This window comes from Rossellomorea sp. DUT-2 (assembly GCF_052665285.1).
This window is the reverse complement of record NZ_JBQPEO010000001.1, coordinates 108,439-120,727: the sequence shown is the minus strand read 5'-3', so window position 1 is coordinate 120,727 and position 12,289 is coordinate 108,439. Positions and strand designations below refer to the sequence as shown.

14 protein-coding genes are annotated in these 12,289 nt (G+C 41.4%); 9 read left to right on the top strand and 5 right to left on the bottom strand.

What is annotated here, in order from left to right; translation table 11 throughout:
• Positions 1-40: 40 nt before the first annotated feature.
• Complete coding sequence (locus tag ACOSV2_RS00675; protein WP_428973557.1) at positions 41-1,180, bottom strand: DUF445 domain-containing protein; 1,140 nt, start codon at positions 1,178-1,180, stop codon at positions 41-43.
• 127 nt (positions 1,181-1,307) lie between these two features.
• On the opposite strand from ACOSV2_RS00675, the gene ACOSV2_RS00670 reads away from it, so the two are divergent.
• Genes ACOSV2_RS00670 through ACOSV2_RS00655 form a run of 4 tightly spaced genes read left to right on the top strand, consistent with a single transcriptional unit; the run spans position 1,308 to position 6,304 of the window.
• Positions 1,308-2,648, top strand: coding sequence for a YheC/YheD family endospore coat-associated protein (locus ACOSV2_RS00670; RefSeq protein ID WP_428973556.1), 1,341 nt, complete (start codon positions 1,308-1,310; stop codon positions 2,646-2,648).
• A 4-nt stretch (positions 2,649-2,652) separates the two neighbouring features.
• Positions 2,653-3,741 carry a YheC/YheD family endospore coat-associated protein gene (locus tag ACOSV2_RS00665; protein ID WP_428973555.1) on the top strand — a complete coding sequence of 363 codons (1,089 nt, stop codon included), beginning with the start codon at positions 2,653-2,655 and terminating at the stop codon, positions 3,739-3,741.
• Positions 3,741-5,114, top strand: a complete 1,374-nt coding sequence (locus ACOSV2_RS00660) for a YheC/YheD family endospore coat-associated protein (RefSeq protein ID WP_428973554.1) — start codon at positions 3,741-3,743, stop codon at positions 5,112-5,114. Before ACOSV2_RS00665 ends, ACOSV2_RS00660 begins: the two co-directional genes overlap by 1 nt.
• The gene (locus ACOSV2_RS00655) at positions 5,111-6,304 is read left to right on the top strand and encodes a YheC/YheD family endospore coat-associated protein (protein WP_428973553.1); all 1,194 of its coding nucleotides are present in this window, start codon (positions 5,111-5,113) and stop codon (positions 6,302-6,304) included. Before ACOSV2_RS00660 ends, ACOSV2_RS00655 begins: the two co-directional genes overlap by 4 nt.
• Positions 6,305-6,331: 27 nt before the next feature.
• On the opposite strand, the gene ACOSV2_RS00650 is transcribed toward ACOSV2_RS00655, so the two are convergent.
• Positions 6,332-6,730, bottom strand: coding sequence for a ferritin-like domain-containing protein (locus ACOSV2_RS00650; protein ID WP_113971242.1), 399 nt, complete (start codon positions 6,728-6,730; stop codon positions 6,332-6,334).
• 126 nt (positions 6,731-6,856) lie between these two features.
• Between ACOSV2_RS00650 and ACOSV2_RS00645 the strand changes: the two genes are divergently transcribed.
• Both ACOSV2_RS00645 and ACOSV2_RS00640 read left to right on the top strand, forming a co-directional pair.
• Positions 6,857-7,066 carry a YheE family protein gene (locus ACOSV2_RS00645; protein WP_113971241.1) on the top strand — a complete coding sequence of 70 codons (210 nt, stop codon included), beginning with the start codon at positions 6,857-6,859 and terminating at the stop codon, positions 7,064-7,066.
• A gap of 97 nt (positions 7,067-7,163) precedes the next feature.
• Positions 7,164-7,343 (top strand): hypothetical protein, encoded by a 180-nt coding sequence (locus ACOSV2_RS00640; RefSeq protein WP_428973552.1) that lies wholly within the window; start codon positions 7,164-7,166, stop codon positions 7,341-7,343.
• 60 nt (positions 7,344-7,403) lie between these two features.
• Here the strand turns inward: ACOSV2_RS00640 and ACOSV2_RS00635 are convergent, their stop codons facing one another.
• The gene (locus ACOSV2_RS00635; RefSeq protein WP_113971239.1) at positions 7,404-7,664 is read right to left on the bottom strand and encodes a metal-sensitive transcriptional regulator; all 261 of its coding nucleotides are present in this window, start codon (positions 7,662-7,664) and stop codon (positions 7,404-7,406) included.
• Positions 7,665-7,813: 149 nt separating this feature from the next.
• Between ACOSV2_RS00635 and ACOSV2_RS00630 the strand changes: the two genes are divergently transcribed.
• Together ACOSV2_RS00630 and ACOSV2_RS00625 are read left to right on the top strand one after the other, a co-directional pair.
• A complete protein-coding gene (locus tag ACOSV2_RS00630) occupies positions 7,814-8,728 on the top strand; it encodes a PucR family transcriptional regulator (RefSeq protein WP_428973551.1) in 915 nt (304 codons plus the stop codon).
• A 97-nt stretch (positions 8,729-8,825) separates the two neighbouring features.
• Positions 8,826-9,923: an ABC transporter ATP-binding protein gene (locus tag ACOSV2_RS00625; protein WP_113971237.1), complete on the top strand. Its 1,098-nt coding sequence runs from the start codon at positions 8,826-8,828 to the stop codon at positions 9,921-9,923.
• A 71-nt stretch (positions 9,924-9,994) separates the two neighbouring features.
• Here the strand turns inward: ACOSV2_RS00625 and ACOSV2_RS00620 are convergent, their stop codons facing one another.
• Positions 9,995-10,246, bottom strand: a complete 252-nt coding sequence (locus ACOSV2_RS00620; RefSeq protein WP_142675614.1) for a hypothetical protein — start codon at positions 10,244-10,246, stop codon at positions 9,995-9,997.
• Positions 10,247-10,544: 298 nt separating this feature from the next.
• Here ACOSV2_RS00620 and ACOSV2_RS00615 point away from each other — a divergent pair, with 298 nt between their 5' ends.
• On the top strand, positions 10,545-10,763 hold the full coding sequence (locus tag ACOSV2_RS00615) for an alpha/beta-type small acid-soluble spore protein (RefSeq protein ID WP_034763234.1): 219 nt from the start codon (positions 10,545-10,547) through the stop codon (positions 10,761-10,763).
• Between the two features lie 114 nt (positions 10,764-10,877).
• On the opposite strand, the gene fumC is transcribed toward ACOSV2_RS00615, so the two are convergent.
• Positions 10,878-12,263: a class II fumarate hydratase gene (gene fumC, locus ACOSV2_RS00610; RefSeq protein ID WP_428973550.1), complete on the bottom strand. Its 1,386-nt coding sequence runs from the start codon at positions 12,261-12,263 to the stop codon at positions 10,878-10,880.
• Between the last annotated feature and the right edge of the window lie 26 nt (positions 12,264-12,289).

Genomic DNA, 12,289 nt, shown 5'->3' with positions numbered 1-12,289 from the left:
TAGAGTGAAATTCTAGGAAGGACCCTTGAGCCTTGTTGAATTAAGAGATAAAGAGGGCTATGACCCCTTGAACGATTCCGATCAGTCCCCCTAGTAATGCCCCTAAATAAGTAATCATTTTGAATTCACGACGGGAAATGCCGAGAACCAATTCTTCCAATCTTCCAACTGAAAATGATTCAACCTGCTCCTGCACAATATGCTGCAGGTGCATCTTCTCCATCAGGTTCGGAATCTTCTTCGATAAGAGGTCCGTCCCTCTATCCACCCATCTTGGAAGCTGGTTATGGAAGAAGGAATCCTTGTGAGGCTCAAGAAAGGTTCTGAGCGGCTTGGATAGGTGCCCTTCGATGTTGACGAGTTTGACCAGGGATGCCTGGACGGATTGAATTAAGTCTTCTTCCGGTAATCGATCGATGAACTCATTAAGCTGCATTTGTTTCAGTTTGGACCATTCTTTTGTCAGCAGATTGAACAGGATTTCCTGGGTTCCTTCATGCTTGATGAACTTTACGATTTCAGGCTGTACTTTGTCCGCAACAGACGTATTGCCGAGGAACATTCCAAGCATGTTTCCGAGCATGCCCCGTTCTTTCAGAAAATCATCGATCATGATCTTCACTTTCATTTTTCCTTCAGGGCTCGTGAAATAAGTTTCCGCACGCTTTGCGATGAAGTCAACAAGCTTCGGAATACTTTCTTCGACTTTTTCCTGCCACTTTTCAGGAAGAGCCTCTTCCAGCTTTTTAGAGGTGTAGGCTGCTTTCGTATCTTTCATTTTTACAGCTACCCACTCTTCAAGCCATTCATTAAGACGATCGGAGGATACAGGGATCTGAAGGATATTCAGCCACTCGTTCACTGTTTTGTCCGATGTGAAGACAGGCTGTAATTCTTCCGCAAGCCAATGAGTTACATCCCTTTGAAAATCATCGTTCATCACTTTTTTTTGAAGACTTTCAGGAGTGATTAAATGATCGACCACCATTTTCCCGAGTTGTTCCGCTAATTCCCCCCGGCGTTTTGGAATCAATCCTGGTGTGAATGGTACTTTAAATTTTCCGATATAGTAAGCCCTATAAGGTCTGAATAACATTTTTATGGCTAATGAATTGGTGACTCCTCCAATGAGGGCTCCAATCAAAACCATGAACATTATTAGGATGAAAGCATCCAGCATGATTGCACCTTCCTTTTCTACTTCTCTGTTTGAACATTTTGCCTGGGTTTACATAGAATGCTATATCAACATTAGCCCAATAAATCATTATAGAATCATTCGTACGGGTTATGCAAACGGGGAATGCATGATGAAGCTAAAATGTTCATTTAGTTCGCATAAACATCAACTTGATCATCATCACTTGTATATACCGAAGCAGATGATGAATCGATATCCTTTTCAACGAAACATGACTTTGAAATGTGGCAACTCTTCTCTTAACGTCATATGCAGGGAGACATCCTCTGATTCTTTACAGATTATGTTAGAAACAAGCGATTCATTATTCTCCTCCATGCCGAATTTGGAAAATATATGGATCTCCATCGATTCAAGGCATAGCATCATTCATATAGGACCGGTCGTTGCCCTATTAATCAACCAATTCGCTCTCAATACATTTCATTCTCACTCTTTAAAAGATTATTTTACAGAGTGTCAGACCTGGTTTCAACGAAAAGGTGGATTCTTTTATCTTATTCCGCTCTCTTCTTTTGTTGGGGACCTTCCTGAAGGGGTTGTTTTTCTTGATCAAGACTGGGAGCTTAAAACACTTCCCGCTCCTCACGTCATTTACAATCGATGTCATTCAAGAAAGGCAGAAAGAACCCCTTCCTTTGAAAAAGCGCTCACTCAATCTGAAGAACGGAACATTCATGTTTTCAATTCCGGGTTTCTATCGAAAGACGAGGTTTACAATGCGCTGAAAGACAGCCCTTCCTTAGTACAACACTTGCCGAAAACCGTGCAGGGATTCGATTCATTGGAGGAAATGCTTTCCTTATATAAGGATGTTTTCGTTAAGGGGATAAACGGGAGCAAGGGACGTTACATTATGCGAATCCAAAAAAGAGAGAACGAGTTTATCATGTACCAGAACTCTTTCACATCACAGAGTCCACTTTCTTACTCAACCTACTCTTCACTATATAAGCAAATTCGATCCTGGTGCAACCCATCTTCTTATTTGGTTCAGGAAACCATTCCTTTTCTTACAGTGGAAGAGCAGCCATTAGATTTTCGATTTCTTTGCCACTCGAATGGAAAGGGAAATTGGGAAATCGTTTCTTCTGTTGCCCGAATTGCTTCTCGTGATCAATTCGTGGCAAATGTCGATCAGGGAGGACGAATCGCAAAGCCTCTTCCGATCCTTCAAGCTGTTTTTTCACACAAGGAAAGCATTCGGGTCCTAAATGACATGAAGAAGTTATGTACGTCTTCTGCCCGACTCCTTTCTGACACGGTAGAAGGGCATTACGCCGAGCTCGGCATTGATATTGGCATCGATGAAAGCGGGAAGCCATGGCTGATCGAAGTCAATTCCAAGCCTTCTAAACGAACATACTTGGATAACGACCGGATTCGTCCGTCGGTTAAAGCACTCTATGAATATAGTTTCACAAAATGGATGAACAAGGAGGATTAAAACGATGAACCAATCATTGGGCATTATGACCCTTAATCCGCAAGTAACGAACAGCTACTTTCTTGGAATAGCGAAACAATCCCTCTCTTATCCTATTGATCTTTATCTGTTCTCCCCCAAAGGAATCTCTCCATTAAACGAAACTGTGGATGGATTCTATTTCAATAAAGAGTCACAATCATGGGAAAATGAAGCCTTTGAGATTCCAGAATATATCTACGACCGTACGTATTATCAAAAGGATATACAGTCCCAGCAGGCAAAGGCCGTCGTTCAGTGGTTGAAAAATCAGAGACACATTCGATTTCTCGGCTATGGATTGCCAAACAAATGGCATCTATACGAAAAACTTAAAAAGACGCCCATCTCCCCTTATATTCCCGAAACGTTTCTTCTGACCGATGGGAATCATTTATTAAATCTACTTGCTGAACATAAAGATATAATAATCAAACCAGTCGATGGGGCTCATGGATTTGCCATTTATCATCTTGTGGAAAGCCAGGGGGGCATTGTCGTTCGAACAACGAAAAAGGAAGGGATCATAGAACAATCCTTCCAAAGGAAAGAAATCTTTATCAAGTGGGTGAACCGAATCCTTAAGCAGCATACATTCATTTGTCAAAAGCGGATTCTCAATCTGACGAAAGAGGAGGCTCCTTTTGATTTGCGCATCCTTTTGAATAAAAACGTTCATGGAGAATGGAGAGAATTTCAGCGGGCGATCCGTGTGGGGGAACAGCAGGCGATTTTGACCAATATCAGTATGGGGGCTTCATATAAATCATACAATGATTGGAAGACTCTTCATGATTCTTCCTGGCCCAATATAGAAGAAGAACTCACTGACATTATGGAAGAAATGCCTTTAATACTTGAAGAACACTTTTCAGCCCTGTTTGAAATTGGGGTTGATATTATGATTGCTGAGGATCAATCACTGTGGATTCTGGATATGAACTCCAAGCCGGGACATAAGGTGGTAGATGCATTGGAACATGAGAAACTGCCATGCTTATACAAAGCTCCATTAGATTATTGTGAGTTCTTGGCATCACAATCACTAACATCCTTAAGACGAGGTGATTTCTAATGCTTAAAACGTACAAAATAGAACAATTCCAAGATGAAGAAAGCCTTCTCTACCTCCCCTCTGGTTTTAAGCTGGAGGAAAAAATGTTCCCTCATACAGTGATGCTGGGAACCGCACGGCAATCCGCGGAATGTAAGCGACATCCGAATGGACGTAACGTCATTGGCATTAGCTCCGGCTTAGCCCGGAAGCTACATCTTTCTCCTAAAGTAAATTCCCTTTCTCTCTTTTGTAAAGAGGATTGTTTATATGTAGGGGTGCTCATTGGCATATTCACTTCAGGATTCACAAGCTTTAGCTTAAGCCCGATTGGTGAGCGGTCCTATTTCTTCAAAAAGCTCTTATCTGTTCAATCATCCCTTGGAGTCATTCCCTTTGTGTTTGGAGAGCGTCATATTAATTGGGAGAGCGGACTGATAAAGGGATATTTTCACTTTGGAGAAGGATGGGAAATCGAGGAGGTTCCTTTTCCCAATGTAATCTATGACAGACTACCGAACCGCCGCAGCGAAAAGCGGAAAACGTACCAGAACATCAAAGAAAGACTTCAGAGGGAATACGGTATTCCCTGGTACAATCCAGGTTTTTTTAATAAGCTTGATTTGTTTGAACGACTGGAAAACGATTCTTCAGTCCAGCATCTGCTGCCGGAAACACATTCATTTCAATCATTTGACGAGATGGAAAGAATGCTTTCCTCCTATCATCATATTTATCTTAAACCGAAAAATGGCAGTCTCGGCAACGGTATCCACAAGATTACGTATAACCGCTCTTCCGAAGAATATTATTGCCGGTTCAGGGATGGGGATCGTAAAAATCGCCTACTGAAATTTAATTCCTTGGAGCAACTTGTCAATACGGTCTTTAGGAGTCGAAAACTTGATACTTTTATCGTCCAGCAGGGAATATCCCTGTTACAGGAAAATAACCGGCCAATCGACTTCCGGGTTCATACGAACAAAGGTGAGGATGGGGCCTGGCAAGTAAGTGCAATAGCCGGGAAAGTGGCAGGATCAGGAAGTGTGACCACCCATGCGAATAACGGTGGAGAAGTGAAAATATTATCGGAGCTGTTTCCAGACGAAGCAGTTCGAGAAGTTATTGAAGGGGCACTAAAGGAGGCAGCGTTAAGACTATCACATAGCATCGAACGAAATCTGGAAGGATATATTGGAGAAATCGGCTTTGACTTCGGAGTGGACGAAAATCACCGAATTTGGATGTTCGAAGCAAATTCTAAGCCGGGAAGATCTATTTTCTCCCACCCACATTTGAGGAGCTTTGATTTATTAACAAGAAAGCTTGCCTTGTCATTCGGGATCTTTCTCACTCAGCAAAGCTTGAATCATCCTGAGGAAATGATTCCATGAACATCCTTTATGACCGGGTGAAGAAGACCTTTTTTCATGTGGAAGAATCCATCACGACCTATGGGTTTGCGAAGAATTCATTTCTGCTTTCTTCTAAGGATTCAAAAGATTGCTATCAATTCAGCATCTCACCCCATCAGAAAAATATTCCGGCGGTCCCCCTTATCGGAATCGTAGCAAGTAAGGAGGAAAAGAATAAATACAAGGGAAATTTTGAATTGTTTCGATCGATTCAACTGGACGTTGAACAGGCAGGTGGAATCTGTTTTGTCTTCTCTCCTCAAGATGTTTTTGGTGATTCCATTTCCGGGATCATGTACAATCAGCCCTTAAACAAATGGGTGAAATGCCTATTTCCCGTTCCAAACGTCATATACAATCGCGTTCCATCGAGACATGCTGAGCAAAATCAGGCCTATGAGAAACTCCTCCATTTTATCAAGGAACATAAAATTCCTTTTTTCAACCCTCATTTCTTTAACAAATGGAAAATATACGAGCTTCTGTCCAAAAGTCGAGAACTCCATCCATACCTGCCTCAAACTGAACTTGTCACAAATGAAGAGTCCTTCACCCACTTTCTTACGACACATAAAAAAGTGTACGTGAAACACTCTCTCGCTTCGCAAGGAAAAGGAATCAGACTCATCGAGATCGATGACAATGGACGTATCCTCTGCAAAAGCATTAAAAAAATGGAGAGGTTCTTAAACGTATCCCGCCTGTTTCAATCATACAGCGAATGGTTTAATAGTAACCAGTGGATCATGCAGGAAGCCGTTTCCTGTAAAACATTGCATGATCATCGTTATGACTTCCGTATATTGGTCCTTCACACGGGAGAAGATTTTCGTTTAATAGGCATTGGCGTCCGCATGTCGCAGCGACAGGAAGTCACCACTCATGTACCTACCGGTGGGAAGATTATTTCACTTAAAGAAGTCGCAGATGCTCATACCAAAAAGGAAATCTCACGGATCGTTCAAACATGTGGGGAAGAGCTTGCTAAATCCTTTGGGTATGTTGGAGAGTTCTCCATCGACTTAGCTCCCCGGGAACATGGGGGATTTGTATTATTTGAAATCAATTCAAAGCCCATGAGCTTCGATGAAGAAGAAATTGAAAGCAAACGTCGAAAACAGCTTGTCTGCACTTTCCTCACACTCAGTGCCAAAAATAACGAAGGTTGAATCCAGCTGGTTCAACCTTTTTCATTCTTACCGTAATGAATTATAAATAGTAGAAAATCTCGTAGCATGTTCCATTTCATCAGTCATGGCAATAAAAAGGGGCTTATAGGCTTGTTGATTGGGAATCTCCAGCAGCATGTCCCTGTAGAATTCTGCAGCCTCAAGCTCATCCTTCAGTGCCCTCAGGACTCCTTCTTTAAAAGTAGTAAACCCTACCTTCTCTTTCTTATGCTCGTAATACTCCCCCGTTAATAAATAATGGAGGTATTGGAACATTTCATAATGCACTTTTTCATCTTTCCGGGCATGATCGATAAACTCTACATATAATGGATTATTCGTCCGCCCTTTTAATTCTTTATAGAAATAATAGGCTGTCCATTCATCACTGATCGCCTTTTGCAAATCACGAATAAACGAATTCATTCTTCGTCCCTCCTCTATCTCTTCAATAAATTCTATTAGAGGAGAATTCCATTTATGATACATTTAACACCCACACCTACACAGCATGTAGTAAAACGTTTACAATAATAGTGGAGGTGATGAAAAATGATTCAACATTTTCAATATAAAAGCATGTTTGAAAATAAACAGCTCCCCGGCTGGACGTTTTCCTTTTACTTCAGCGGGACAAAATATCAAGGGAATTACCATAAAGACGGTAAAATTGAATGGACCGGAGCCACTCCTCCGGCTGATAAGGAAGACTCCCTTAAGAAACAACTACATGAACTGATGCTATTCCACGTTTATGATTGATGGAACGTACATAATTCACCAGAAAAACAGAAATTAAAGAGCCTTCATGTATAACTTCAGCTTCCTTTCCAAAACTAAAGTAAGGAGGCTGATGAGCATGAAAAAAGACGATCAATTCCTTCCTGATACCAATTATGAAGGAAAAGAAAAAGCATTTCTCGATGTTGACCGATTCATTAACGAAGGCATGTCCGGGGGTTCCGTCCACATGAGGGAAAACGCAACCAACATCGAAGAAGCAATCGAAATCACAGAACATGAAGAACCGCCGAAATAGAATGGAATAAAACAAAAAAGCTGCCAAAAAGGATCATGATCCTTCGGCAGCTTTTAGTATTTATCGACTTCTGACAAGCATATTGACGGCTTCTTGAATGGCTTCTTCTGCATTGATGCCCTCTTCTTCCGATTCACGTATGCAGGCTTCCAGGTTCTTCGCAACGATGAGACCTAATGTACGATCAACGGCAGTACGTACGGCAGATAATTGAGTCACAACATCCTTACAATGTTTTTCCTCTTCCATCATTTTCAACACGCCGCGTACTTGACCTTCAAGACGTTTCATTCGATTCGTAACTTCTTTAGTATATTCCATTTAGGACACCCCATAATGATTTATTCATTCTTCAATAGTATTAAAATTAGCGATTTTTTGCAATCATGCACACTTTGAATAATCCAACTATTTCAGTACAATAGACATTATAACCTTTTTTACAATAATAATGAACAAAGAGGGATGACATGTTTACATCTTTACGTAAAAAATTTCCTGCTGCCATAATCCAAAACCACTATCCAACCAGTCTTGAATCCACAAAGATTTGGTTTACAAATGAAGAAGAAGATGAATACATAGGCATTGATAGAAGTGAGATCACTCAAGAGGAAATGGAGTTACTACACTGCTTGTTCAAAGAAATCATCAATCCATCCGGATCAATCAATGATTCTCCCGACTCAACGGAATGGTTCACCTACTTATATAAGAATGGACCAATGCCTTCAAATATAGACGGTGAATTCCGCATCATTCAATTCTCGATGAAAGAGAGTTTGGACCGGCTTCTGTTAAGAGAGGCGTTCCAACATCTTTTGCCACTCAACACGATTCTTGTATTACAAGATAATAACATGGGGTTGCTCATCGAAGGGAAAAACGAATGGAATTTGGATGAAGAGCAATTACTGTCGATTTCCCATGTAATTGAGTCGGACTTCTTCGTCAGTCTTTCTTATTTCATAGGACAATTTCATGAGGTTCCACAATTCCCTCTCGCCTTTAAATATGAACGGGAATTGTTTTCATTCTCAAGAACGGTGCAGAAGCAAGCATTCATTCAATCCGTTGTGACGGTTCTGCCTGAATTTGCTCTGCATCATTTACCGCAGGAATGGAAAAGACAAATTTTCAAAAAGTTGGCTGACACCTTTCAGGAAGATCCTGAATTGATTCACACTGTTAAGGCTTTTCTCGAACATCAATCAAATATCAGTCAGACTGCCAAGAAACTATTTATGCATCGGAATAGCGTACAGTATCGAATTGATAAGTTCATTGAAAAAACCAATATCGATATTAAAACGTTTCAAGGTGGAATTTTAGCCTATTTCGCATGCTTGAACTTTCAATCTGACAACCTGCATAAAAAAGAATAAGGAATTTTGTGCAGGTTGACCATATCGTTTTGAATCCGTTTTCTCTACAATAGGGTTATAGATGAAAACGATTGCATTTCAAGGAGGAGAAGGTAAAATGGCTGAATTAAAATTAGAAAATATACACAAAATTTATGATGGTAAAGTTACCGCAGTAAATGACTTTAATCTTCATATTCAAGATAAAGAGTTTATCGTATTTGTAGGGCCATCAGGTTGCGGGAAGTCCACGACTTTGCGTATGATTGCCGGACTGGAAGAAATATCCAAAGGAGATTTTTCTATCGATGGAAAGCGCGTAAACGATGTGGCTCCGAAAGACCGTGACATCGCCATGGTTTTCCAGAACTATGCCTTATACCCACACATGAGCGTATATGATAATATGGCCTTCGGTCTTAAATTACGTAAGTTCGATAAACAAGAAATTGACCGTCGTGTTCAAGAAGCGGCTAAGATCCTTGGTCTTGAAGCACTGCTTGATCGTAAACCAAAAGCATTATCAGGTGGTCAACGTCAGCGTGTAGCACTTGGCCGTGCCATCGTTCGTGATGCGAAAGTGTTCTTAATGGATGAACCATTATCCAACCTTGATGCTAAGCTTCGTGTGCAAATGCGTGCAGAGATCGCCAAGCTTCATCAACGCTTACAAACTACTACGATCTACGTCACACATGATCAGACAGAAGCAATGACAATGGCAACACGCATTGTTGTTATGAAAGATGGAGTCATCCAACAAGTTGGATCTCCTAAAGAAGTATACGATAAGCCCGAAAATGTTTTCGTAGGCGGATTCATCGGATCTCCTGCCATGAACTTCTTCCACGGATCCCTTGAAGAGGGGAAATTCGTCATTGGAAATACGAAAGTTTCTGTACCTGAAGGAAAAATGAAAGTACTTCGCGAACAAGGTCATGTAGGCAAGAGCATTGTTCTGGGAGTGCGTCCTGAAGATATTCATGATGAGCCACTTTTCCTGGATACTGCTCAAGGTGCGAAAATCACTGCGAAGATTGAAGTATCTGAGTTAACAGGTGCTGAAACAATGCTTTACTCTCAATTAGAAGGACAAGAGTTTGTAGCCCGCGTTGACTCTCGTACCGATATTGCTGCCGGTCAAACAATTGAACTTGCTTTTGATATGAACAAAGCACATTTCTTTGATTCAGAATCTGAGTCAAGAATTCGATAAAATAAAAGCTTATATTTCTTCATTAAAAAAATGCCGCACTCATTCACGAGTGTGGCATTTTTTGCCATCGCTTAAAACTCTGTCAAATCTATGCTTTTCCCCTCTTCTTCCCCACATCGTATGCATGTGAAAAGATGAAGGCAAGTATCAGAGCAGCTGCTATTCGGAATGCCATCGGCTAATTGTACATGCTGGATATCCATATACGCACTGTACTCATCATAAAAATCATAATATCTTCCCTGATCTGTTGTAGAGTCCCCGCACTTACGGCAAAGTCCCCTGTATTCAACGATCCCATTACATAATGCGCAAGCTTTCATGCTGTGTCACCATACTTTCAATCTAATTCATTGTATAGTGGTATCTTTTTTACAATCACGATGATTTATGTAGAAAACTTATAGGAAGTTAACAGGAATAAATTCCCTGTCATCACGTTGAATATATTGCCCCAAACAAACCATAATACCTAGTAACAAGGCAGCAACAAAGCATTCTCTCACCCCACTCGATGGGTTACACCATATTAAGATGGTCGCTCATGGAATAGCGGGCTGGTGCAATTCCAGCTAACCCAACCAAAAAAAAATCTTATACATTTTAAGGAGATGACAGATTATGCAACAGCAACAATCTCGCAGCAATTCATCTAACCAACTAGTAGCTCCAGGAGCTCAACAAGCAATCGACCAAATGAAGTACGAAATCGCTTCTGAATTTGGCGTACAATTAGGACCAGATGCTACAGCTCGTGCTAACGGTTCTGTAGGTGGAGAAATCACTAAACGCCTGGTTCAAATGGCTGAACAACAAATCGGTGGCGGGTACCAAAAATAATCAGCAATTGCATATGATTGGATAAAACCCCCGGTTTCTTTGCCGGGGGTTTTCATTTTGGCTGTCTCTCCTATTTAAAAAAGAACTGACTCTATCAGGAGCCGGCCATTCATACTATTTATTATGAACCATGCTTGCCGGATCGATCCACTTATCATACTCCTCTTCTGTCAGATATCCTGATTCGATGGCTGCTTCTTTTAATGTAGAGCCATTGTTGTGGGCTTTCTTGGCTATTTCAGCCGCTTTTTCATACCCGATATAAGGATTTAAAGCGGTTACGAGCATAAGGGACCTTTGAACAAAGTCTTCTATCACCTCTACGTTCGCTTCTAGTCCTTTCACACACTTATCATTAAATGACTTTATACCATCTGTAAGCAGGCGCACAGATTGCAGCATGTTATAGATGATGACCGGTTTAAATACATTAAGTTCGAAGTTTCCTTGGCTGGCGGCAAATCCGATGGCCGCGTCGTTTCCAAATACTTGTGTCACTACCATCGTCACTGCTTCACTCTGGGTGGGATTCACTTTACCCGGCATGATCGAACTTCCTGGTTCATTGGCAGGTATGGTTAATTCGCCAATACCACTACGGGGACCGCTCGCTAACCACCTGACATCGTTGGCTATTTTCATCAGATCTGCTGCCAGTGCTTTTACAGCTCCGTGCACGTACACGATTTCATCGTGGGACGTTAGGGCATGAAACTTATTATCAGATGAGATAAACTTGATGCCTGTCTGAGCTTCTAATTGTCTTGCCACTTTGGCACCGAATTCCGGATCGGCGTTGATGCCCGTACCGACAGCCGTCCCGCCGATAGCCAAATTGACTAATTGATGAACGCTTTCCCTCAGCATACTATAGGATTTCTCCATCATGGCGCGCCATCCGCTGATTTCCTGACCGAGGGTCAATGGTGTTGCATCCTGAAGATGGGTACGGCCGATTTTAATAATGTCACTGAATTGGTCTTCTTTTTCTCTTAGTGTCGCAGTGAATTCCTGAATGACAGGAAACAGCTTTGCTTCGATTTCCTGGTACGCTGCGATATGCATGGCTGTAGGGAATGTATCATTGGAGCTTTGGGACATGTTCACATCATCATTCGGATGGACTTTTTCATCCGATCCTTTATCTTTGAGAATTTCATTCGCACGATAGGAAACGACTTCATTTATGTTCATATTCGATTGTGTACCGCTTCCTGTTTGCCATACTACAAGGGGAAAATGGGCATCCCACTTTCCTTCGAGGATTTCATCACATGCCTGTCCAATTGCCTTCTTCTTGGCATCTGAAAGCTTACCAAGTGAGTGATTGACGACTGCGGCGGCTTTCTTTAACTGTGCGAAGGCATATGTAACCTCAATGGGCATTTTCTCTGTACCGATTTGGAAGTTTTCTTTACTTCGCTGCGTCTGTGCTCCCCAATATTTTTCCTTGGGTACTTTCATCTCTCCGATTGTGTCACGTTCTATACGATATTCCATTCTAGTTCCTCCCTTAAATGACTATT

Excerpts from the sequence above, each read along its gene's own strand:
- ACOSV2_RS00655 (WP_428973553.1), top strand. The coding sequence starts at position 5,111 with ATGAACATCCTTTATGACCGGGTGAAGAAGACCTTTTTTCATGTGGAA.
- ACOSV2_RS00660 (WP_428973554.1), top strand. The coding sequence starts at position 3,741 with ATGCTTAAAACGTACAAAATAGAACAATTCCAAGATGAAGAAAGCCTT.
- ACOSV2_RS00625 (WP_113971237.1), top strand. The coding sequence starts at position 8,826 with ATGGCTGAATTAAAATTAGAAAATATACACAAAATTTATGATGGTAAA.
- ACOSV2_RS00670 (WP_428973556.1), top strand. The coding sequence starts at position 1,308 with ATGATGAAGCTAAAATGTTCATTTAGTTCGCATAAACATCAACTTGAT.
- ACOSV2_RS00630 (WP_428973551.1), top strand. The coding sequence starts at position 7,814 with ATGTTTACATCTTTACGTAAAAAATTTCCTGCTGCCATAATCCAAAAC.
- ACOSV2_RS00650 (WP_113971242.1), bottom strand. The coding sequence starts at position 6,730 with ATGAATTCGTTTATTCGTGATTTGCAAAAGGCGATCAGTGATGAATGG.
- ACOSV2_RS00620 (WP_142675614.1), bottom strand. The coding sequence starts at position 10,246 with ATGAAAGCTTGCGCATTATGTAATGGGATCGTTGAATACAGGGGACTT.
- ACOSV2_RS00640 (WP_428973552.1), top strand. The coding sequence starts at position 7,164 with ATGAAAAAAGACGATCAATTCCTTCCTGATACCAATTATGAAGGAAAA.
- ACOSV2_RS00615 (WP_034763234.1), top strand. The coding sequence starts at position 10,545 with ATGCAACAGCAACAATCTCGCAGCAATTCATCTAACCAACTAGTAGCT.
- fumC (WP_428973550.1), bottom strand. The coding sequence starts at position 12,263 with ATGGAATATCGTATAGAACGTGACACAATCGGAGAGATGAAAGTACCC.
- ACOSV2_RS00645 (WP_113971241.1), top strand. The coding sequence starts at position 6,857 with ATGATTCAACATTTTCAATATAAAAGCATGTTTGAAAATAAACAGCTC.
- ACOSV2_RS00665 (WP_428973555.1), top strand. The coding sequence starts at position 2,653 with ATGAACCAATCATTGGGCATTATGACCCTTAATCCGCAAGTAACGAAC.
- ACOSV2_RS00675 (WP_428973557.1), bottom strand. The coding sequence starts at position 1,180 with ATGCTGGATGCTTTCATCCTAATAATGTTCATGGTTTTGATTGGAGCC.
- ACOSV2_RS00635 (WP_113971239.1), bottom strand. The coding sequence starts at position 7,664 with ATGGAATATACTAAAGAAGTTACGAATCGAATGAAACGTCTTGAAGGT.